The following is a 22,182-nucleotide window of genomic DNA, read 5'->3' on the forward strand; positions in this document are numbered from 1 at the left end:
GAGTGCAGCACACGCGCGCGTGCGGCCCCTCCGGTCGCCAGCCACACATCGCGCGGACCGGAATGGACCAGGCACTGCCCGCTCGCCGCGAAGCCCGCCTCTCCCTCCAGCGCCGGCGGCATGCCCTCGTTCGGCAGGACCGCCCAGGAACGGCCGCCGTCCTTGGTGGAGAGGATGCGGAACTTCCCGTCCACCGGATCGCTCATGGCGAGTCCGTGGCGGGGGTCGAAGAAGGTGAGGCAGTCGTAGAAGGCGCGCGGATCGGTGTTCCGGAAGGATTCGGTCCACGTCGCACCGCCGTCGTCCGTGCGGTACACGCGGGAGGCCTCTCCCTCCCCGATGGCCAGGACGACCGCCCTGCGTGCGTCGAATGCCTCGATGTCCCGGAACTGCAGATCCTGTGCGCCGGGCGGTGAGACGTTGCGCCAGGTCCTGCCCCCGTCGCCGGTGCGCAGCACCGTCCCCGCGGAGCCCGCCAGCCACGCACTGTTCCGGCTGACGGCGGCGAGACCGCGAAAGCGCACGTCAGTGCCGGTCTCCTTCAGTTCCCAGTGTGGTGGCCGGCCTTCCCCCTGTGCCTGCGCGGGCACCGCCAGGGCGGCGGCGAGTGCCGCCGCGGCCAGGCCCGTCGTCATCGTCCGACTCGTCCGACTCATCCGTCTCGACTGCCCCAAGCCCCTCATGGCGGGCGAAGCTAGTGCACCGATCCGGTGCCGTCCAGATGGCCTCGGCCGGGAACCGCCGGGCGGCGTCCGGTGTCCTCTCCCATATCCCGGAATACGGGATGAGAAATCGATCACCACAGTGATTGGGCTCGGTGACAGAGGTCACTCGACCCTCATGTGCACGGATCGGCCCGATCCGGCGTCTTCTGAAATGCCCGACCCCAGCCGTCCGGAGTCCGTCCACCCGTCACAAGGGAGCAAGGCGTTGTCCACCGTCATCGAGCAGCCCGTAGAGGCCCGTCTCGTCGCCGCCGCGCCGCGGATGCCGAGCATTCCCGCAACGCTCCACTACGACCGCAGCGACCCCTTCGCCGTCCGTATGACCTTTCCCGCCCCGGCCACGCTGGAGGGCGTCGAGGTCTGCTGGACCTTCGCCCGCGAACTCCTCGTGACCGGGATGGAGGAGCCGGTCGGCTACGGGGACGTACGCGTCCGCCCGTACGGCTACGAGCGACTGGTCCTGGAGTTCCACGCCCCCGAGGGCACCGCCGTGGTGCACGTCCACGCCGGTGAGGTACGGCACTTCCTGGACAGCACGATCGACCTGGTGCCGCTCGGCCTGGAGCACCACCAGGTCGACCTGGACCACGACCTGGCGCAGCTGATGCGCGACGCCTGCTGAGGTCGCCCGTGGACGCCGCCCCGTTCCACCCGGGGGCGGTCGCCCCGGGCGCCGGTCCGACCGGTCCGGACACGTCGCCGACGTGCGCGGCGCGCTGACGTGCGCGGCGCGTTAATGCGTTGACACTCCTCCGACCCCCTCCGTACGTTGTTCCACGGTCCTGTTGCCGTCGATTGGAGAAGGACGTTGCTCGTCTGAGGTCCTGAGACACCGCGTCACACACCCTGCCGTTTCCCGGCATCCCTGTGTGCGTTGCGTGCGACCTCGGCGTACGAGCCGTCCAGTAGGCAGCGGGCTTTTCTCCTGCCCTCGTCGTGTCGCCCCTCGCGGTGTTTCAGAACGCGTCCCCCTGGCCGCTTCCCTCACTCGCGAGGTCCCTCATGTCTACTCCCCTCTCTCTCACCTGCACGTCCCTGTCCTTCGTCTGGCCCGACGGCACCCCCGTCTTCGACGAGCTGCAGATCGCGTTCGGGCCCGGCCGGACCGGACTCGTCGGCGTCAACGGGTCAGGGAAATCAACCCTGTTGAAGCTGATCGCCGGTGATCTCACCCCGTCCGACGGCACGGTCCGGGTGGCCGGCGAGGTCGGATATCTCCCGCAGAACGTCACGCTCGACACCGGCCTGAAGGTCGACGAGGCGCTCGGTATCGCCGCCGTCCGTGCCGCGCTGCACGCCATCGAGGCGGGCGACGTGGCCGAGGAGCACTTCGCGGCGGTCGGCGACGACTGGGACGTGGAGGAGCGCGCCCTGGCGACGCTCGGCCAACTCGGCCTGGGTCACGTCGATCTGGACCGCACGATCGGCGAGGTCTCGGGCGGTGAGTCGGTGCTGCTGCGCCTGGCCGCGCTGCTGCTGCGCCGGCCCGACGTCCTCCTCCTGGACGAGCCGACCAACAACCTCGACCTGTACGCGCGGCGTCGGCTGTACGAAGCCGTCGAGTCGTGGTCCGGGGTCATGATCGTGGTCAGCCACGACCGTGAACTCCTGGACCTGGTCGACCAGATCGCGGATCTGCACGCCGGTGAGGTCACCTGGTACGGAGGCAACTTCTCCGCGTACGAGGAGGCGCTCGCCGGTGAACAGGAGGCCGCCGAGCGGATGGTGCGGGTCGCCGAGTCCGATCTGAAGAAGCAGAAGCGTGAACTGGTGGACGCCCAGGTCAAGTTGGCCCGGCGTAAGCGGTTCGGACAGAAGATGCAGGATCAGAAGCGGGTACCGAAGGTCGTCGCGGGCCTGCGCAAGCGCGCGGCCCAGGAGTCCGCGGGCAAGCACCGCATCCTGCACGAGGAGCGGCTCGCCGGGGCCAAGGAGCGGCTCGACGAGGCGGTGGAGGCCGTACGGGACGAGGACGAGATCCGCGTCGAGTTGCCGTACACGGCCGTGCCGCCGGGCCGTACCGTCCTGACCCTGCTGGATCTGGAGCTGAGGTACGGCGCCCGGGTGAGGGGCGGGTTCGACCTGCGCGGCCCGGAGCGGATCGCGCTGATCGGCCGCAACGGCTCGGGCAAGACCACGCTGCTGCGGACGATCGCGGGCGAGCTGGAGCCGGTGGGCGGAGAGACGAAGGCACATGTTCCGCTGCGGTTCCTGCCGCAGCGGCTCGACGTTCTCGACGACGAGCTGTCGGTCGCCGAGAACGTGGCCCGGTTCGCGCCGGACGCCACCAACAACCGGGTCCGGGCCCGTCTCGCCCGCTTCCTGTTCCGGGGCGCCCGTGCCGACCAGCCGGCGGCGACGCTGTCCGGCGGGGAACGCTTCCGGGCCGCCCTCGCCGCCCTGATGCTCGCCGAGCCCGCCCCGCAGCTGCTGATGCTGGACGAGCCGACGAACAACCTCGACATGGCGAGCGTGCGGCAGCTGACGACCGCACTGGAGTCGTACGAGGGCGCGCTGATCGTGGCCAGCCACGACCTGCCGTTCCTGGAGTCGCTCGGGATCACCCGGTGGCTGCTGCTGGAGGAGGGAGAGCTGCGGGCGACCACGCCGGAGGAGATCGAAGCGGCCGGCTGACCCGGCCCGGCGGCGGGGGCGTCCGGGCGGGGCTCGGCCACCGCCGAGCATCTCAGGAGGGCCACAGCCTGCCTCCGGGGGTTTTGTCCAGGTGGACCGGGGCTGCATGATGGCGGACCGGCGTCGCTTCACGCGCGCCGGAAAACCGTCGTTCGATTCGGAGCCACCCACGTGCCCAGCAGGAAAGCCCTCGTCCGCCGCCCCGGCCCCCGCCTGGCCGAGGGCCTCGTCACGCACGTCGAACGCACGGAGGTGGACGTCGACCTCGCGGTCGAGCAGTGGGAGGCGTACGGGGAGGCCCTGCGCGACCACGGCTGGGAGACGATCGAGGTGGACCCGGCCGACGACTGCCCGGACTCGGTGTTCGTCGAGGACACCGTGGTCATGTACAAGAACGTGGCCCTGATCGCGCGCCCCGGCGCCGAGTCCCGGCGGGCCGAGACCGAGGGGATCGAGGAGGCCGTGGCCGCGCTCGGCTGCTCGGTGAACTGGGTCTGGGCACCCGGCACCCTGGAGGGCGGCGACGTCCTCAAGGTCGGCGACACCGTGTTCGTGGGCCGGGGCGGGCGTACCAACGCGGCCGGGGTGCAGCAGCTGCGGGCCACGTTCGAGCCGCTGGGGGCGCGGGTCGTCTCCGCGCCCGTGAGCAAGGTGCTGCATCTGAAGTCGGCGGTCACCGCGCTGCCCGACGGCACGGTCGTCGGGCACATCCCGAAGATGGACACGCCGTCGCTGTTCGGTCGCTTCCTGCCGGTCCCCGAGGAGGCCGGGGCGCACGTGGTGCTCCTCGGCGGCGACAAGCTGCTGATGGCGGCGAGCGCGCCGAAGACGGCGGAGCTGTACTCCGACCTCGGGTACCAGCCCGTCGTGGTCGACATCAGCGAGTTCGAGAAGCTGGAGGGCTGTGTGACATGCCTCTCGGTGCGACTGCGGGGGCTGTACGCCTGAGAGGTGATCCCCTCACCCTTTCAGCCCTAGGACCTGCGCGTCCGCGGGGCCTCCGGCAGGCCCACGGACGGCTCCGCAGGCCCGGCTGATCAGCGGTCTTTACAGCGCGCTTAACCTACGGCATCGTAACCTACGGATACGTAGCCTACGATGCCGTAGGTTCAGGTCACCCGCCCGTGACCGCCCACCGGATTACACGTCCCCTGTTCGTCCCCCTGGAGCATCTGTGTCGATCACTTCTCCTCACCTCGGCAGCCCGTCCACCGAGTGGACCGACGCGCGGCTGCTGTACGCGCTGGAGGAAGTCGTCGAGAAGGAACTCAACCGGCATCTGCAGGTCACCAAGGACTGGATGCCGCACGAGTACGTGCCGTGGAGCGACGGCCGCAACTTCCCCGGCTTCTTCGAGGACGGCGAGGCCTGGGAGAAGGGGCAGTCGAAGGTCACCGAGGTCGGCCGTATCGCCCTCGTGGTGAACCTGCTGACCGAGGACAACCTGCCCAGCTACCACCACGAGATCGCCACCCTCTTCGGCCGTGACGGCGCCTGGGGCACCTGGGTGCACCGCTGGACCGCGGAGGAGGGTCGGCACGGCATCGTGATGCGCGACTACCTGCTCGCCTCGCGCGCGGTGGACCCGGACAAGCTCGAAGAGTTCCGCATGTCCCACATGGGTGAGGGCTTCGAGTCGGACAACCGGCACTCGATGCTCCACACGGTCGCGTACGTCTCCTTCCAGGAGCTCGCCACCCGCGTCTCGCACCGCAACACCGGCCACCACTCCGGTGACCCCGTGTGCGACCGCATGCTGGCGCGCATCGCGGCCGACGAGAACCTCCACATGATCTTCTACCGGAACCTGCTGAAGGCCGCGTTCGAGTTCGCCCCCGACCTCACCATGCAGGCGGTCCGCGACGTCGTCGTCAACTTCCGTATGCCCGGCCACGGCATGCCCGGCTTCGAGCGCGCCGCCGCGCAGATGGCCATCGGCGAGGTCTACAACATGCGGATCCACCACGACGACGTCCTCGCGCCCGTCATCCGCTTCCTGAAGATCATGGAGATCGACGGTCTCGGCCCCGAGGGCATGAAGGCCCAGGAGGAGCTCGGCCTCTACATGGGCGGCCTCGACGCCGAGGCCCGCAAGTTCGACGAGAAGCTCGCGGCGCGCAAGGCGCGGATGGCGGCGCGGGCGGCCGGCGCGTAACCGGCCCGCTCGCTCGGGCAGGGGGACGGGGCGGCTGGATTCGAACCAGCGTGTTCCGGTTCTGGAGACCGGTGCGACTGCCTCTGCGCTACGGCCCCGTCCTTGAGGGGGAGGATAGCGCCTCGTCCTGCGGTGGGATCTCAAGGCCCCGGCCAGATCTCATCCGCGCGAGGCGACGCACTCATCAGCCCCTCCCTCACTCGCCGGCTCATCGCCGAATTCGCCAACCGCCCGCACAACACCCGGGAGCCCGACCACCGTCTCGACGCTCTGACCGGCCGCGAAGGTGAAGTCATGCGGCTGATCGCCGCCGGATGCACCAACAACGAAATCGCCAAGCAACGGGTGGTCTCCCCGCTGACCGCGAAGACCCACGTCAGCCGCGTCATGGCCAGACTCGGCGCCCGCTACAGGTCCCAAGTCGTGGTCATGGCCTACGAGTACCGCATGGTCAGCCCCGGTCGGCTCGCGGACTGAATCCCCGGCCACCGCCGGTATCCGGCACCGTGCCAGCTGCGCAGACCTCCCCTGTCGCAGGTCCGCCACCCGTCTCGCACGGCCATGCTGCGGGTTCTCGTAGGGGAGTGGGACCGACCGCCCAGGCCACGGCGCGAGACTCCGATCACGGCCGCAGGTCAGAGGTCGGCGCGGGGAACAAGCGGCGAGAACCCGCACCTGCCACTGGTGAGGTCCCCGTCGATCGTGGTCAGGACTTCTCCTGGTACGACATTGCGGGTTCTTCGCCCCGCGCCCCCTCCCGTTCCCGTCCCCGGGGGCTGTGCTCCGTCGCCCCCTTTCGCCGGACAGCTCGGGATGGTGTCGTCGGGCAGGCGCGAGTGCGGGTGCGAGTGCGTTGTGGTTGCTCGCGCGGTTCCCCCGGGCCCCTGAACAGCGGGGGCTGTGCCCACAGCGCGTCCGGCCCTCGGCTCACCACTCCGCCTCCCGGTAGTCCTTCAGGAACACCCCGGACACCGGGTCGCCCGCCTCGCCGCGCACGATCGGGTCGTAGACGCGGGCGGCGCCGTCGACGATGTCGAGCGGGGTGCGGAAGCCGGCGCCGGCCATACGGTGTTTCTTCGGCGCGGGGTTCTCGTCGGTGATCCAGCCGGTGTCGACGGCGCACATGTGGACACCCTGGCCCGCGAGTTCGGCGGCGCTGGTGCGGGTGAGCATGTTGAGCGCGGCCTTGGCCATGTTGGTGTGCGGATGCCCGGCCGTCTTGTTGCGCACGGCGAAACGGCCCTCGACGGCGGTCACGTTGACCACATAGCGGCGGGCGCGCGGCGCGGCGAGCAGCAGCGGCAGCAACCGGTCGCAGAGGAGCGCCGGGGCGAGGGAGTTGACCAGCTGGGTCTCCAGGACCTCTGCCGGGTCGAGTTCGCCGAGCCGCGCCGACCAGGAGTTCTCCGGGGAGGGGTCGGGCAGCAGCCCGGCCTCGTCCGCCTCGCGCAGCGCGACGGGCAGGGCGGCGGCCCCGTCCTCCAGCATCCGCATCGGCGTGAACCCGGGTGCCTGCCGCGCCCCTTCGGGCAGCGCGTCGTACTCCCCGCCGGCCAGCAGCGCGTACGACTCCGGTGGCCGCCGTACCGTCTGGGCCGCGTTGTTCACCAGGATGTCGAGCGGCTCGCCCTCCTGCCGCAACTGCTCGCACAGGCCCAGCACTTGGCGCGGGTCCCGCAGGTCGACGGCGACGACGGTCAGCCGGTCGAGCCACTTCTCGCTGCCGGGCTCGGCTCGGAAGCGGCGTACGGTGTCGTGCGGGAAGCGGCTGGTGACGAGCAGGTCCGCGCCGTCGCGCAGCATCATCAGGGCCAGCTGGAAGCCGATCTTCACCCGGCCGCCGGTGAGCAGCGCGCGGCGGCCGCTCAGGTCGGTGCTGAGGCCGCGCCGCGCGGTGTTGTCGGCGGCGCAGCGCGGACACAGTCGGTGATAGAAGGAGTCGACCTGTCGATAGGACGTCTTGCAGACATAGCAGTGACGTGGCTTCAGGAGGACTCCCCCGCCGCCCGCCGCTGGTTCCGACAGCGGGGCGTCCTCGCGCCGGTCCAGGGCTCCGGTGGCGGTCGCGGCCATCACGGCGGCGTCCGCGGCGGACTTCTCAGCGCTGAGCGCCTTACGGCGGCGCTGCCAGCCGTCGCGTGCGAAGGACGCGGCGACCCGCTCGGCCCGTAGCCGCACGGGGTCATCGACGGGCAGCGCCCGCAGCCTGCCGACCGTACGGTGGAAGGCCGCCAGCTCTTCCTCGGTGATCCCGCCGCCGTCGCCCATGCGTGCCCCGCCCCGCGTGTCCCGTGCCGTGTTCCCCTGTCCCGGCCCCGATCACGCGGCCTTCGGATCCGTGGAACGCCGAGCGCTGCGGAATCCGCCGCACGCGGTCCGGTCCGACCGGATTCGAACCGGTGTTTCCGCCATGCCGTAGCGGTGCGCCGACCTCTGCGCTACGTCCGGACCGCGCCCCCGGATCCTATGCGACCGCCCGGGACGCAGCCCACCGATTTATGACCGAACCGGCTTGTGGGGCCGAGCGGTTCGCGAACGGTCAGCCGTGTTCGCTGCCGTCGGATCGGCCGGTATCGGTACCGACCTTGGCTCAGCCGGTCTCGGTACCGACCTTGGCTCAGCCGATCTCGGTACCGACCTTGGCTCAGCCGATCTCGGTACCGACCGCCTCAGCCGTTCTCGGCGCGCCGGAGTCGCAGCCTCTCCTTCTCGGACAGTCCGCCCCAGACGCCGAACCGCTCGTCGTTGGACAGGGCGTACTGCAGACATGCGGTGCGCATCTCGCACATGCCGCAGATGCGCTTCGCCTCACGTACCGAGCTGCCGGGCTCGGGAAAGAAGAAGTCGGCCCCCGTCTGCGCACACAGCGCTCGCTGCTGCCAGACGCTGTCGAGTGGGGTGATCGTGTCGTTGTGCATGCACAGCATCGTGGCGCGCACCGAAAAACGTTCGATCAACGTGACATCAACACGACGCTCAGGGCCCTCCATGCTCCCCGGGCCGATGGAGCAGCGCACGACGGCGCGCCGAGCCACACCCGTGAGGGGCGGAGCCCCTACCAGCCACGACGCACCCGTAGCCGGCGACACGCATCCCGTCACCGCCGCGGCTCGGCCCCAGCGGCAGCGCACCGGTGCCAGACTCGGCGGTACAGGCAACGGGCCCTCGGACCCCCGCAGAGGAGCACGACCATGCTCACCACCCGTTATGTCACCGGCGCCCCGAACTGGATCGACCTCGGCACCCCGGACATCGAAGGCGCCGCCACCTTCTACCACCACCTCTTCGGCTGGCAGTTCCGGTCGGCCGGCCCCGACATGGGCGGCTACGGCTTCTTCCAGCTCGACGGCCGCACCGCCGCGGCCGGTATGCAGAACCCACCGGAGCAGGGCCCACCGTCCTGGAACATCTACTTCCGGACACCGGACGCCGACGCCACGGCCAAGGCGGTCGAGCAGGCGCACGGCTCGGTGCTGATGCGGCCCATGGACGTGGCGGACGAGGGCCGCATGGCGATCCTCGCCGACCGGGCGTCCGTGCCCTTCGGCATCTGGGAGCCCCGCCGGATCACGGGCCTCGACGTCGTCACGGACCCCGGTGCGCTGTGCTGGCTGGAGCTGTACACACCGGATCTGCCCGCGGCCGCCGGGTTCTTCAACTCCGTGTTCGGCTGGGAGACCTCCGCGATCGACATCGCCGGCGGCAGCTACACCTGTGTGAACCCGGCGGGGACCGACCCGGGGTCCATGTTCGGCGGCATCGTCCCGCTCGACGAGGACCCGAGCGAGACGGGGTCCGGGCCGTACTGGCTGCCGTACTTCGAGGTCTCCGACCCGGACGCCGCGGTGAGCAGGGCGCAGGAGCTGGGCGGCAGCGTCCGTACGCCCGCCACGGACCTCGCGGGCGCGGGGCGTTTCGCCAAGCTCGCCGACCCGTACGGGGCACGGTTCGCGGTGATCAGGAGCGAGCAGCCGGAGGGCTGAGGGACCACGCCGGCCGGCGGCGGTGCCGATCAGCGTCGCGCGGTGTGTTCCATGACGTCCGGACACCGTTCGGCCTGTCGTCACCTCATGAACCCACACCCTTCTTGAGAGCGCTCTCAGTCATAAGTCTTGACGGCGCAACTTCCCCTGGGAACAGTGGATGCACCACAGCAGGGGCCCCGTCCGCTGTGCCTCCACTCCCCCACGTCCCAGGAGGCCACCGTGATTTCCCGCCGTATGTTCCTGTCCGGAACCGCCGCCTTCGCCGGCGCCCCCGTCCTCGGGAGCGCCCTCGGCGCGCCCGCCCAGGCCGCGCCCGCGACGTGCCAACTCGCTCTGCGGAACGCCTCGTTGCCGGGCACGGTCCGGGCGTACGTCACCGGGCACGAGCAGTCGACGGGCGCCTGGCTGCTGCTGCGGGCCGACGGAGGCGTCTACCGGCCGGCCTCGCCCTCGGCGCCGCAGACACCGCTGCCTGTCGACTGCGCGATCCCGCTGGGCGCCGCGGGCTCGGCACCCGTCGTTCTGACACTTCCTCAGATGTTCGGCGCCCGCGTCTACTTCGTACGGGACTCCACCCTTGAGTTCTTCCTCAACCCGGGCCCGGCGCTGGTCGAACCCGCCTTCGCGACGCCAGCCGATCCCAACTACGGCAAGACGTGGTCGTTCTGCGAGTTCACGTTCAATCCCACCCAGCTGTTCGCCAACATCAGTTACGTCGATCTGGTGACGGCCCTGCCGATCGGACTGACGCTGGAGGGCGACGCCACGCACACGGTCGCCCCGCTGCCCGAAGGGGCGGTGGGCCGGATCGCCGCGGATCTGGTGGCGCAGTCGGCACGGGACGGCCAGCCGTGGGACCAGCTCGTCATCCGGGGCGGCGACGGCAGGGTGCTGCGGGTCATCTCACCGCAGAACCTGATGGCACCGTACTTCGGGCAGCCCGACCGGATGCCGTTCCGCGCCTACTGGAACTCCTACGTCGACCAGGTGTGGGAGAAGTACCGGGGGACGGATCTGCGGATCGACCTCCAGGGCGGGCGGGGCGCCCTCACCGGCCGCGTCTCCGGCGACACGCTCACCTTCGCGGGCGGCCATTCCTTCGCCAGGCCGACCTCGAAGGACATCTTCACCTGCAACCACGGCCCGTTCGCCAACAACCCCGGCGACCCCGACGACAAGAAGGCCCTCCTCGCCCGTCTCGCCGCCGGCTTCAACCGCTCGATCATGCTCACCCACCCCGCACAGCCCAACGGGACGACTGCGGCCGACTACTACCGGGGGACGGTGACGAACCACTGGTCACGCGTGGTGCACGCCAACTCGCCCATCGGGTACGCCTTTCCGTACGACGACGTACGCCCCGACGGCCGGCCGGACGTGTCGGGCGCCGCCCACGACGGCAACCCGCGCCGGTTCACGGTGACGGTGGGCGCGTAGGCCCTGATCAGGCGACCGGAGTGGTCGGACGGCCAGAGCGGTCGGACGGCCGGAGCGGTCACGCGGAGGCGCGTCGTACCAGTGTCGTCGGCAGGACGACACTGGACGGCGCGCCGGTCACGCCCTGACCGTGGTCGCGCTCCCGCTCGTCGGGCACGCGTCGTTCGAGGCCTCGGAGCAGCAGACGGGCCATCAACCGCCCCATCTCCTCTATGTCCTGACGGACCGTCGTCAAAGGCGGATCGGACTGTTCGGCCACCGGCAGCATGTCGTCGAAGCCCACCACGGCGACGTCCTCGGGAACCCTCCGTCCACGCTCCCGGAGCACGCGCAGCGCGCCGGACGCGGACACGTCGTTGGCGGCGAACACCCCGTCCACTTCCGGGCAGCGGTCGAGGAGTTCCCGCATCGCGCGCTCCCCGCCCGCCGGGGTGAAGTCGCCTTCCACGATCAGCCGGGGGTCGGCGTCCACCATGACGTCCCGGAACCCGTCGAGCCGGTCCACGGCCGAGGTCTGGTCGAGGGGCCCGGTGATGTGGGCGATCCGGGTGCGGCCGAGGCCGACGAGATGGCGTACGGCGTCCCGCGCGCCGCCCCGGTTGTCGCTGTCGACGTACACGGTGGGCGTGTCGCCGCGCGTGCCGTCCGCCCAGCCGGGCCGGCCGCCGAACACGGTCGGGACGTCGGCACCTCGGATCAGCCCCGGCAGGGGGTCGTCCAGGTGCAGCGAGAAGACGAGCGCCCCGTCGACGTGCCCGCCGGCGAGATAGCGCCCGACACGCACGTAGTCCTCCGGGCTTTCGGTGAGCAGCAGGACGAGCTGCGAGTCGTGTGCCGTCAACTCTTTACTGATGCCGCGGAGTTGAAGGGCGAAGAAGGGGTCGGCGAAGACCCTGGTCTCCGGCTCGGCGATCACCACGGCAACGGCGTCGTGCCGCCGGGTGACGAGACTGCGGGCCGCCTGGTTCGGCACGTACCCGAGTTCCTCGACCGCCCTGCGCACCCGCTCGACCAGCGGCTCCCGAACGCCCTCGCCCCCGTTGACGACCCGCGACACCGTCGCCCTGGACACCCCGGCCCGCGCGGCCACGGCCTCCAACGTGGGACGCGACGCTGTCTCGGTCACTTGGGGACTCTCCTCCGGGCGGTTGCGATCAGGATAGCCCCGCGGAACATGCGTTTGAGAGCGCTCCCGAATCACCGACCGGCGACCACCGACCCGCGACTCACGCCCCATGACCGGCGACCGGCGACCGGCGACCGGCGACCGGCGACCGGCCCAGCCTGTCGGTGTTGACCTTCGAGTTGGTTGAAGCCCCACGATGGCCGGGTGCCGCATTCTGAACCGATTCCGAATCCCGGGCCGATGCCGATCGGTGTCTTCGCCCGCCGCAGTGGTCTGACCTCCAGCGCGCTGCGGTTCTATGCCGACTCCGGGCTGCTGCGTCCGGCCGAGGTCGACCCGGCCTCGGGCTACCGCTACTACACCGCCGACCAGATGGGCCGGGCCACCGCGCTGCGCCGGCTGCGCGAGATCGCCATGCCGCTCACCGCTGTCGAGAAAGTCCTCGACGCCGGGCCCGAGGAGGCGGCCGGGCTCATCGACGAACACGTCGCACGGGTTCTCGGGGACGCGGTGGCGGCGCAGCGGACGGCCGTTCTCCTCAAGTCGGCCCTCGGTGACGTGCCGAGTCTGCCGGTCGTCACGCTGAAGGGGCCCATGCTCGCCGACGCGGTCGAGCAGATCCTGACCGCGACCGCGCGGGAGCCCGACCTGCCGGTCCTCGGCGGTCTGCGCATAGAGGCGGACCAGGAGGCGGTCACCCTGACCGCGACCGACCGCTACCGGCTCTCGACCCGGACGCTGGTGCCGTCCGAGCCGCCGGCGACGACGTGGGCGGGCACGGTCAGCGGCGACGAACTGCGGGGGGGCGGTCGCCGAGGTGCGTCGTAGCGCGCTGGTGCGCGTCGAGGCGACGGCGCACGGGATCCGACTGCGTATGCCCCACCGGGAGGACCAGTACTGCCGGTTGCTTCCGGAGGAGTTCCCCGACCTCCGGCTGATGCTCGCCGGGTTGCCCGAGGTCAGCACCCGCGTGACGCTCTCGAAGCAGTTGCTCCTGCGAGCCCTGGAGGAGCGGTGCGCCGAGCGGGTCGCCCTGCGCGTGGCCGAGCACGGGACGGACGTCCTGGTGGGCGGTGACGAGCAGCCCGAGTCGCGGCTTCCGGCCACCGTGACGGGACGGGGCCTGGACATCCGGTTCGAGCTGACGACGCTCTATCCAGCCGTGAGCACCGCCATCGGGCCCGACGTGATGCTCGACCTGCGCGGCCCCGACCAGCCCGTCACGATCCGCTCGGCCGACCGCGGCGACCTCACCACCCTGGCCATGCCCGTCAGTTCACATCTCCCGCCTCAGCGATGACGACAAGGACCACCCCCATGACCGCCACCTCCACCTCCACCCCGACCCCCACCCCCACCCCCACCAGCACCAGCACCAGCACCAGCACCAGCACCGACCCCACCATGGAAGCCATCGGACAGGCCGTCACCGAAGGCCGCGCCGGGGACGTCGTCTCCGCGTGTCGGCGGCTCCTGGGTCTCTGGTCCACGATCGGTGTCACCGGTGACCCGCTGCACCGGTGCACCCTCGCGCACTACCTGGCGGACCTCCACACCGATCCCGCCCAGGCCCTGGTCTGGGACGTGCGGGCGCTGGACGCCGCCGACGCGGTGACCCAGCAGCGCGTCCAGGAGCACGACGCCCGTCTGCACATCGCCGGCTTCTACCCGTCCCTGCACCTCAACCTCGCGGACGACTACCGCAGGCTCGCGTCGTTCGAAGCCGCCGACCGACACATCGAAGCGGCTGCGGAGCACGCCCCTAACCTCCCCCGGGGCGCCTACGGCGACCTTCTCCGTGTGGCCATCGAGCAGGTGGCCGAGGCCATCGGCCGACGGGACACGGCCGAGCGGACACAGCCCGATCAGAGTGCCCGTCGCTGAACCCCTCAGTGCTCATGGGGCGCTGCGGACGCTTTCGACCCGTGCGGCTCATGCGGCTCATGCGGCTCGTACCCCGGGATCGTCCCGTCCGTCTTGCGCACCAGGAACAGGCCCGCCATGCCCATGTCGGAGTGACTCTGGACATGGCAGTGGTACATCCAGGCGCCCGCCCCGACACCTTCGCCCGCGATGACCTGGAAGCCGAAGGAGTCGGCCGGGCCGACGATCTTGTTGTCGATGACCTGGCTGGGGTCGTCGGGGCCGGTGAGCATGCCGGTGCGGTTGTCGGCCCAGCGGTGACCGTGCATGTGGAAGGTGTGGTAGTACTCGCCGTGCGTGATGACGACGAACTCGACGCGGTCACCGACGGTGGCGTCGAAGTTGGGGCCGGAGTGGGCGGGCCTGTTGTTGATGCGCAGGTCGTTGAAGACGACGGTGACGGTCTTGTCGGGGAGGACGTCGCCCTTGCGGCGGACGACGACCGGGCCGTAGAGACCCTTGCGCAGGCCGCCCGTGCCGTGTTCGGTGCCGACGGCATGGTCGTGGTAGTGCCAGTAACCGGCGCTGCCCGCACGCCAGGTGCCGTCCTCGCGGGCGCCGGGGGCGTGTGTGCGCCAGGTGTAGGTGCGGGTGCCGCCGGGCTCGACGTCGCTCTTGTTCAGCTTGGTGCCGTCGCTGGAGGTCTCGTAGTCCAGGCCGTGGACGTGCAGGCTCGCCGCCACGTCCATCGTGTTCTCGAACTCGATGTGCAGCGTGTCGCCCTCGTGGAGCTCGATCAGCGGGCCCGGTATCGAGGCCTTGCCCTTCTCGAAGCCGTAGCCCATCTGCCCGTCGGGCAGCTTCTCGGCGTACATCTTGATGTGCTTGACCTCGCCGCCGGCCGGGGCCGTCCTCGCCCGCGTGGCGGCACTCACGGCCTCAGGAGCACTGACGGTCTCGATGGCCACGGACAACGATGTCGCGGCGACCGCGCCGCCCAGCAGCACCCGCCGGTTGAACCCTCGTCTGCCCATCCCGTCCACGCGGAACTCCCTACCCTCAAACGGACCATGCGGAGACGCATCTGTGATCAGCCGGTGAGACGGTAGCGACAGCACGGCTGTTTCTCCACACCCAGGACAAAGTTCGCACCATTCCGGTCATAGGTCTTGGCGAGCCGCGCAAATGGGGGCTAGCTTCCTTGGCGCTGTTGCTGTGACCGAGGAGGTGCCCATGTACTTACGAGGGTTGAGCGACACGAGGAGACGGGCCTGGGCGGCCACGCTGACCGCCTCGGTCGTCACCGCGGGGCTTCTGTCGGGCCCCGCGGCCCATGCGGGCCCGGCGCCGGAGCCGCCGCTGACAACGATGTCGATCAAGTCGCCGCCCGGCGGTTCCGGCCCCCGGGTACTGATCTTCCACGGCTCCGCGGCGGCCGGGGACGAGTCGCCCGTCGTGAACGCCGGGATCGAGGCGATCGAGAGGATCGGGCTGTCCGGGCCGGCGTCCGAACGGTTCGGGGTCGTCGCCACCGGCGACGCCTCCGTCTTCACCGACGCGACCCGGCTGAGCGGCTTCAACGCCGTCGTCTTCCTCACCGGTGGTGGTGACGTCCTGGATCCCGAGCAGGAAGCGGGACTGGAGACCTACATGGAGGCGGGCGGAGGTTTCGTCGGTGTCCACGACGCGGCCCGCGCCGAGCCGTACTCGGACTGGTTCACGGGCCTGATCGGTGCCCGCCCGGCCGCGTCCAGCCCGACGACCGTGCAGCGGGCGACCGTCGAGGTCGGTGACCGGCAGAATCCGGCCACCAAGAGCCTGCCCGTGCAGTGGAAGCGGCCCGACAAGTGGTTCAACTGGACGAAGAACCCGTCCGGCACGGTGCACACCGTGGCCCGGGTGCGCGAGTCGACGTACCAGCCGGGTGCGAGCGCCAACGGCTGGGACCACCCGGTGAGTTGGTGCCGTGACTACGACGGCGGCCGCTCCTTCTACACGGGCATGGGCGGGACCGTCTCGGCGTACGACGAGAGCGACTTCCGTACGCATCTGCGCGGCGCCCTGCTGTGGACGTCCCGTCTGGCGCGGGCCGACTGCAAGGCGACGATCGACGCCAACTACAAGGCGGAGCGGCTGACCCAGCCCAACCAGCCGGGGCAGAACGACCAGATCGGCGAGCCGCACGGCCTGGTCACCGCGCCCGACGGGCGGGTTCTCTACATCGGCCGGGGCGGCGCGGACTCGTCCCGGCCCGTGGTCACCGACTGGAACAACCCGGACATCGGCAAGGGCAAGGGCGAGGTCCACGTCTACGACCCGAGGACGAGGAAGGTCACCCTCGCGGGCGCGCTCACGGTCTTCGGCAACAAGGGGGGCGGCGACGAGCTGATCAAGGTCGAGGAGGGCCTGCTGGGGATCGAGCTGGATCCGGGTTTCCAGCAGAACGGCTGGGTGTACCTGCACTACACACCGCACTCGCGGATCAACCGTGACACCCGGATGGCCGAGCGCCGGGTCTCCCGCTTCACTCTCGATCCCGCGACGAACAAGCTGGACCTGGGCAGCGAGAAGGTGCTGCTCAAGTGGCCGGTGCAGATCCACAGTTGCTGCCACGCGGGAGGCGGGATGACCTGGGACTCCAAGGGCAACCTGTACATCGCGACCGGCGACAACAACTCGAGCGGCTTCAGCGGTGGTTACTCGGGCAACAACCCCGAACCCAACTACAAAGGTGTCTCGTTCGCCGACGCGCGCCGCACCGCCGGCAACACCAACAACCTCAACGGCAAGATCCTCCGCATCCACCCGGAGCCCGACGGCACCTACACACTGCCCGCGGGCAACCTCTTCACCGGCAAGGAGACCGCCGAGGGCGGCGGCAAGACCCGTGGCGAGATCTATGTGATGGGCGTCAGGAACCCCGCCCGCATCTTCGTCGACAGGCAGACGGACGTCCTCTACGCCGGCTGGGTCGGCCCGGACGCGAGCGCGCCGTCGACGACATGGGGCCCGGCGAAGTACGACACGTTCGCCGCCATCACCGAGGCGGGCAACCGGGGCTGGCCGTACTGCATGGGCAACAGGCAGCCCTACCGGGACCGCAATCTGCCGGACCCGTCGAAGCCGCTCGGCTGGTACGACTGCGACCACCCGAAGAACGAGTCCCCGAACAACGACGGGCTCGTCGACCTGCCCCCGGTGACCGGCAACAACATCTGGTACTCACCGCAAGGAGGCGCCCCCGACTTCCCGCGCGACGCCGACGGCATCCCCTCGTACAAGAACGAGGAGGCCAAGTACCTGCTGCCGTGGTTGAAGGGCGGCGGCCAGGCCACCATGAACGGACCGGTCTACCGATACTCCGCTTCGGATGCCGGCTCCGGTCGCTGGCCCGCCTATTGGGACGGAAAGTGGTTCGTCGGCGACTTCTACGACGCCGACCAGCCGCGCCACGCCGTGCTCACCGACCCGAAGAACCAGGGCAGCGGCGGACTCCCGATCCACGCGGAGTCGCTGAAGAAGATCGTGCCCGTCGGGACCGACGGCATCAGGAACCTCATGGACTGGAAGTTCGGGCCGGACGGCGCGCTGTACGTCCTGGACTACGGGCGCGGCTTCTTCACCTCGGACGCCAAGTCGGCGTTGTGGCACGTCACCTACACGGGCGGCGGTCCGACGCCGGCGGCCGACGAGCTGGCCGGGAAGGCGGAGTGATGCAGGAAAGACGCTTGTGGGCGACTTTGTTGGCGGCCCTGCTGTTGGTGCTCGGGCTCACGTCGACGCCCGCGTCCGGCCGTACCGAGGAGGCGGACCGGGCCGCGGCGGCCCAGACGCTCACCTGGACCGCCGGAGACGACATCACCACGTACCTGACCGCCCCGCGGACCGCCGTGGCGGGCCCGACCACCATCGTCTTCGAGAACAGCAGGGCGACCGGCAACACCATGGGGATGCCGCACACGTTGACGTTCGACGTCTCCGACCCGGAGTACAACAACGACGTCCCGCTCAACATCCTGGCCAACCCCGGCGACGACCAGGGCGGCCGCCACAGCGCGGAGGTCACGCTCGCCCCGGGCCGCTACCGCTACTACTGCACCATCCCCGGGCACGGACAGATGCAGGGCATCCTCGTGGTGACCGAGGGCACCGGTGAGGACACCACCGCTCCTCAGACGGCGGCCCAGGTCAGTGGCACACAGAACTCCCAGGGCGCGTACGTCGGTTCGGCGTCGGTGGCGGTGAGCGCGACCGACCCGGGCGGCTCGGGGGTCGAGCGGGTCGAGTACGCGATCGGTGACACCGGCGCCTGGCTGCCGTACACCACACCCGTGGTGGTCGACCAGGTCGGCGCGCACAGGATCCGCTACCGGGCGGTCGACAAGGCGGGCAACACGGCGGCCGAGAAGAGCGTCACGTTCACCGTCGTCGCGCCGCCGACGGACGACACGACCGCGCCGGAGACCTCGGCGACGGTGACCGGTGAGCGGAACCCACAGGGTCAGTACGTGTCCATGGCGACGGTCACCGTCTCCGCCTCGGACACCGGGTCGGGGGTCAACACCATCGAGTACGCGCTCGGCGACTCGGGGGCCTGGCAGCCCTACACGGCGCCCGTGATGGTGCACGAGGTCGGCACGCACAAGGTGCGGTACCGGGCCACGGACAGGGCGGGGAACGTCGCGGCCGAGAAGAACGTCGGGTTCACCGTCGTCGCCCCGCCCGCCGCCGACACCACGCCACCGGTGACGGGCGTGACCGTCGAGGGCGACCGGAACTCCGCCGGCGCCTATCTCAGGAGCGCCGAGGTCACCGTCAGCGCCACCGACCACGGCGGCTCGGGTGTCGCCGCGATCGAGTACTCGCTGGACGGCGGCCCCTATCTCGCCTACAGCGCACCGGTGCTGGTCGACCGCGCGGGCACGCACACGGTGGCGTACCGGGCGAGCGACAGGGCGGGGAACACGGCCACGGCCCGTTCCGTCAGCTTCACGGTCGTGTCGGGCGGCGGCGTCCCCGCGCCCAACTGCGCCGAGTACGACGAGCGGTTGACGGTCTTCGTCGGCACGGTCGACTCGGGCGTGCCGAACCGGGTCACCAACAACCGTTGTCGCATCAACGAGCTGATCGAGGACGAGAAGGAGTGGACGTCCCACGCGCTGTTCCTGAAGCACGTGGACACCGTCCTCGACAGGCTGTTCAGGCAAGGAGTCGTCGACCGGCGCGAGTACGACGCCGTCAAGGAGGCGGCGGCGGAGTCGGGCATCGGCAGGCCCGGCCAGACGGAGGGGTACCGCACGATCCTCGACGGCACGCAGGAATCGTTCGCCAAGTGGCAGCAGGTGGGCGGCGGTTCGTTCGCGCTGAACCCCGACGGCTCGATCACCTCCGGTACGACGAGGGCCGGGCTCGGCATGCTGTGGTTCCCCGAGCGGAAGTACGGCGACTTCTCGCTGCGCCTGCAGTGGCGTGACGACGCACCCGGCACGTCGAACGCCAACTCCGGCGTGTTCGTGCGCTTCCCCGGGGTCCACGACCACCCGGAGGAGTCGCGGCCGGAGTGGGTGGCCATCAAGTACGGCCATGAGGTCCAGGTCCTCGACCGGCCCGACGGCGACATGTACAAGACGGGGTCGGTCTACGGCTTCGACCGGGTGGGGCTCGCCGGTGCGGGCGTCACCCAGAAGGGCACCTGGAACGACTACGAGATCCGCGTGGTCGACCAGCACTATTCGGTCTACCGCAACGGCGTCCTGATCAACGAGTTCGACAACACCGGCGGGCAGGACTTCGCCCCGCCCCGCTCGGACGACCCGGGCACCGACGGGCGCCGGTTCGCCTCCGGCCACCTCGGCCTCCAGGTGCACGGCACGACGGATGTCATCTCCTACCGGGACATCCGGATCAAGGAACTGTAGGGAACCGCGGTGACCCGCGCCCCGCGTGGGACGCGGGTCACCGTCACGTCTTCTTCGCCCGGCTCGGCTGCACCCTCTTCGGCTCCCCCGGCATCTTCGGATACTCCGGCGGATACGGCAGGTCCCCGAGCCCGTGGTCGTGTTCGTCCCGCGAGGCCAGCTCCAGCAGCGCCTCCAGGGAGAACGCGTGGTCGTCCATGTCGGCGTGCACGTCACCGACCTCGGCGAAGCGCCGCGGCATGCTCGCCAGATCGAAGTCGCGCGGGACGGCGACACCCACCTCGTCCCAGGTGAGGGGCGCGGAGACGGGTGCGTGCGGGCGGGGCCGTACGGAGTAGGCGGAGGCGATGGTGCGGTCGCGGGCGGTCTGGTTGTAGTCGACGAAGATCTTCTCCCCGCGTTCCTCCTTCCACCAGGCCGTGGTCACCTGTTCCGGCATCCGGCGCTCCAGTTCGCGGGCGACGGCGATGGCGGCCCGGCGCACCTGGGTGAAGGTCCAGTCGGGCCGGATCGGCGCGAAAATGTGCAGGCCACGGCCGCCGGAGGTCTTCGGCCAGCCGCGCAGCCCCCCGTACTCGTGCAGGACCTCGCGCAGCTCGTGCGCGGCGCGCACCGCGTCGGCGTAGTCCGTGCCGGGCTGGGGGTCGAGGTCGATGCGGAGTTCGTCGGGACGGTCGACGTCGTCGCGGCGGACCGGCCACGGGTGGAAGGTGAGCGTGCCGAACTGGGCGGCCCACACGACGGCGGCGACCTCGGTGGGGCACATCTCGTCGGCGCTGCGGCCGCTGGGGAAGGTGATGTGGGCGGTGGGGATCCAGTCGGGCATGTTCTTGGGGGCCCGCTTCTGGAAGAAGTTCTCGCCCGTCACCCCCTCGGGGTAGCGCTCCAGGGTGGTGGGCCGGTCGCGCAGGGCCCTCAGGATGCCGGGGCCCACGGCGATGTAGTACCGGGCGAGGTCCAGCTTGGTGAAGCCGCGCTCCGGGAAGAAGATCTTTCCCGGGCTGGACAGCCGTACCGTCCGCCCCGCCGCCTCCAGCTCCACCGCTTCACCCATGCGGCCACCGTAGGTGGAACGACCAGATGCCGCATACCGGGCGAATTTCACCGTACGGTCGGAGAATCTGAGGCATGGATCTTCCGGTGATGCCGCCCGTGAAACCGATGCTCGCCAAGTCCGTGGCGAAGATCCCGCCGGACATGCACTACGAGGCGAAGTGGGACGGTTTCCGGGCGATCGTGTTCCGCGACGGGCCCGACGTGGAGATCGGCAGCCGGACGGGGAAAACACTGACCAGGTATTTTCCCGAGCTGGCGGAGGCCCTTCGGGAGCGGCTGCCGGAGCGCTGTGTGATGGACGGCGAGGTCGTGATCGTCCGGGACGGGCGGCTGGACTTCGACGCCCTGACCGAGCGCATCCACCCCGCCGACTCCCGCGTCCGGATGCTGGCGGAGACGACCCCTGCCTCCTTCGTCGCCTTCGACCTGCTCGCCCTGAACGACGAGTCGCTGCTCGACGTCCCGCTCACCGACCGGCGCGCGCTCCTGGAGCTGGCCCTGTCCGGGGTGACGGCTCCGGTCCATGTCGCCCCGGCGACCACGGATCGCGAGCTGGCCGAGCAGTGGTTCGAGCAGTACGAGGGGGCGGGTCTGGACGGGGTGATCGCCAAGCCGCGCCATCTGCTCTACCGGCAGGACGAGCGGGCCATGTTCAAGATCAAGCACGAGCGGACGGCGGATGTGGTGGTCGCCGGCTACCGCTTCCACAAGAGCGGGCCGGTGGTCGGCTCCCTGCTGCTGGGGCTGTACGACGGCGGCGGCACGCTCCAGCACATCGGCGTGTGCGCGGCCTTCCCCATGAAGCGGCGCGCGGAACTGGTGGAGGAGCTGGAGCCGCTGCGGTTGGAGGACGTCGGGGAGCACCCCTGGGCGGCCTGGTCCGACGAGGCGGCGCACGAGACGGCACGGCTGCCGGGCGCGCCGAGCCGGTGGTCGGCGAAGAAGGACTTCTCCTGGGTGCCGCTGCGGCCCGAGCAGGTCGCCGAGGTCGCGTACGACCACATGGAGAACGGTGTCCGCTTCCGCCACACGGCCCGCTTCCGCCGCTGGCGCCCGGACCGCACGGCGGAGAGCTGCACCTACGCGCAGTTGGAGGAGCCGGTGACCTACGACCTGGCGGAGATCCTCGGGCCCGACCACCGGTGAACCACGACCTGGCGTGGACCGGCGGGCCCCCAGTGGACGGTGATGGTCAGTCCCGGAATCCGACCGCGACGGCCGGACCGCCGGCCCTCCGCACCGACCCGCGACGGCGGGACGGCCGGACCAGCGCGCCGACCCG

General features: G+C 70.5%; 16 protein-coding genes, 2 tRNA genes and 2 pseudogenes. 12 read left to right on the forward strand and 8 right to left on the reverse strand.

From position 1 onward, the window contains the following. Positions 1–635: WD40/YVTN/BNR-like repeat-containing protein (locus AWZ10_RS41070; protein ID WP_425264532.1), on the reverse strand; the 635-nt coding region annotated here is incomplete at its 3' end. Positions 636–930: 295 nt separating this feature from the next. On the opposite strand from AWZ10_RS41070, the gene ssgD reads away from it, so the two are divergent. The 4 genes from ssgD (at position 931) to AWZ10_RS41090 (ending at position 5,514) form a co-directional block, all read left to right on the forward strand. Further along, entirely contained in the window at positions 931–1,347 is a 417-nt protein-coding gene (ssgD, locus tag AWZ10_RS41075; protein ID WP_046707037.1) for a spore wall synthesis regulator SsgD, read from the forward strand. A gap of 380 nt (positions 1,348–1,727) precedes the next feature. Continuing rightward, positions 1,728–3,359 carry an ABC-F family ATP-binding cassette domain-containing protein gene (locus tag AWZ10_RS41080; protein ID WP_060893640.1) on the forward strand — a complete coding sequence of 544 codons (1,632 nt, stop codon included), beginning with the start codon at positions 1,728–1,730 and terminating at the stop codon, positions 3,357–3,359. 171 nt (positions 3,360–3,530) lie between these two features. Next, on the forward strand, positions 3,531–4,307 hold the full coding sequence (ddaH, locus tag AWZ10_RS41085) for a dimethylargininase (protein ID WP_046707039.1): 777 nt from the start codon (positions 3,531–3,533) through the stop codon (positions 4,305–4,307). Between the two features lie 226 nt (positions 4,308–4,533). Further along, entirely contained in the window at positions 4,534–5,514 is a 981-nt protein-coding gene (locus tag AWZ10_RS41090) for an acyl-ACP desaturase (protein WP_046707040.1), read from the forward strand. A gap of 25 nt (positions 5,515–5,539) precedes the next feature. On the opposite strand, the gene AWZ10_RS41095 is transcribed toward AWZ10_RS41090, so the two are convergent. Then, positions 5,540–5,613, reverse strand: a tRNA-Trp gene (locus tag AWZ10_RS41095). Positions 5,614–5,676: 63 nt separating this feature from the next. Between AWZ10_RS41095 and AWZ10_RS41100 the strand changes: the two are divergent. Next, positions 5,677–5,991: pseudogene (locus tag AWZ10_RS41100) on the forward strand (response regulator transcription factor); the annotation flags it as partial. A 450-nt stretch (positions 5,992–6,441) separates the two neighbouring features. Here the strand turns inward: AWZ10_RS41100 and AWZ10_RS41105 are convergent. The 3 genes from AWZ10_RS41105 to AWZ10_RS41115 all read right to left on the reverse strand — a co-directional run bounded on the left by AWZ10_RS41105 (position 6,442) and on the right by AWZ10_RS41115 (position 8,432). After that, positions 6,442–7,782, reverse strand: a complete 1,341-nt coding sequence (locus tag AWZ10_RS41105) for an SDR family NAD(P)-dependent oxidoreductase (protein ID WP_060893641.1) — start codon at positions 7,780–7,782, stop codon at positions 6,442–6,444. A gap of 108 nt (positions 7,783–7,890) precedes the next feature. Beyond that, positions 7,891–7,966, reverse strand: a tRNA-Ala gene (locus AWZ10_RS41110). A 217-nt stretch (positions 7,967–8,183) separates the two neighbouring features. Further along, complete coding sequence (locus AWZ10_RS41115) at positions 8,184–8,432, reverse strand: WhiB family transcriptional regulator (RefSeq protein WP_037704661.1); 249 nt, start codon at positions 8,430–8,432, stop codon at positions 8,184–8,186. Between the two features lie 273 nt (positions 8,433–8,705). Here AWZ10_RS41115 and AWZ10_RS41120 point away from each other — a divergent pair, with 273 nt between their 5' ends. Further along, positions 8,706–9,497, forward strand: coding sequence for a VOC family protein (locus AWZ10_RS41120; RefSeq protein ID WP_046707042.1), 792 nt, complete (start codon positions 8,706–8,708; stop codon positions 9,495–9,497). 237 nt (positions 9,498–9,734) lie between these two features. Next, complete coding sequence (locus AWZ10_RS41125; protein ID WP_208618646.1) at positions 9,735–10,937, forward strand: glycoside hydrolase family 64 protein; 1,203 nt, start codon at positions 9,735–9,737, stop codon at positions 10,935–10,937. A gap of 58 nt (positions 10,938–10,995) precedes the next feature. Here AWZ10_RS41125 and AWZ10_RS41130 read toward each other — a convergent pair whose 3' ends face one another. Further along, on the reverse strand, positions 10,996–12,063 hold the full coding sequence (locus tag AWZ10_RS41130; RefSeq protein WP_046707044.1) for a LacI family DNA-binding transcriptional regulator: 1,068 nt from the start codon (positions 12,061–12,063) through the stop codon (positions 10,996–10,998). Between the two features lie 240 nt (positions 12,064–12,303). On the opposite strand from AWZ10_RS41130, the pseudogene AWZ10_RS41135 reads away from it, so the two are divergent. Further along, positions 12,304–13,363 (forward strand): annotated as a pseudogene (locus AWZ10_RS41135) (DNA polymerase III subunit beta family protein). Positions 13,364–13,380: 17 nt separating this feature from the next. Then, positions 13,381–13,947 carry a hypothetical protein gene (locus AWZ10_RS41140; protein ID WP_060893643.1) on the forward strand — a complete coding sequence of 189 codons (567 nt, stop codon included), beginning with the start codon at positions 13,381–13,383 and terminating at the stop codon, positions 13,945–13,947. Positions 13,948–13,952: 5 nt separating this feature from the next. Here AWZ10_RS41140 and AWZ10_RS41145 read toward each other — a convergent pair whose 3' ends face one another. Beyond that, positions 13,953–14,960, reverse strand: coding sequence for a multicopper oxidase domain-containing protein (locus tag AWZ10_RS41145; protein WP_078935283.1), 1,008 nt, complete (start codon positions 14,958–14,960; stop codon positions 13,953–13,955). A 199-nt stretch (positions 14,961–15,159) separates the two neighbouring features. Here AWZ10_RS41145 and AWZ10_RS41150 point away from each other — a divergent pair, with 199 nt between their 5' ends. Both AWZ10_RS41150 and AWZ10_RS41155 read left to right on the forward strand, forming a co-directional pair. Further along, complete coding sequence (locus AWZ10_RS41150; RefSeq protein WP_208618645.1) at positions 15,160–17,640, forward strand: ThuA domain-containing protein; 2,481 nt, start codon at positions 15,160–15,162, stop codon at positions 17,638–17,640. Beyond that, complete coding sequence (locus AWZ10_RS41155; RefSeq protein ID WP_244172722.1) at positions 17,640–19,844, forward strand: OmpL47-type beta-barrel domain-containing protein; 2,205 nt, start codon at positions 17,640–17,642, stop codon at positions 19,842–19,844. Before AWZ10_RS41150 ends, AWZ10_RS41155 begins: the two co-directional genes overlap by 1 nt. Positions 19,845–19,887: 43 nt before the next feature. On the opposite strand, the gene ligD is transcribed toward AWZ10_RS41155, so the two are convergent. Continuing rightward, positions 19,888–20,898 (reverse strand): non-homologous end-joining DNA ligase, encoded by a 1,011-nt coding sequence (gene ligD, locus AWZ10_RS41160; RefSeq protein ID WP_060893646.1) that lies wholly within the window; start codon positions 20,896–20,898, stop codon positions 19,888–19,890. Between the two features lie 74 nt (positions 20,899–20,972). Here ligD and AWZ10_RS41165 point away from each other — a divergent pair, with 74 nt between their 5' ends. Further along, on the forward strand, positions 20,973–22,046 hold the full coding sequence (locus tag AWZ10_RS41165; protein ID WP_060893647.1) for an ATP-dependent DNA ligase: 1,074 nt from the start codon (positions 20,973–20,975) through the stop codon (positions 22,044–22,046). Positions 22,047–22,182: the final 136 nt, after the last annotated feature.

It is taken from the genome of Streptomyces europaeiscabiei (assembly GCF_001550375.1).
GTDB lineage: Bacteria > Actinomycetota > Actinomycetes > Streptomycetales > Streptomycetaceae > Streptomyces > Streptomyces europaeiscabiei.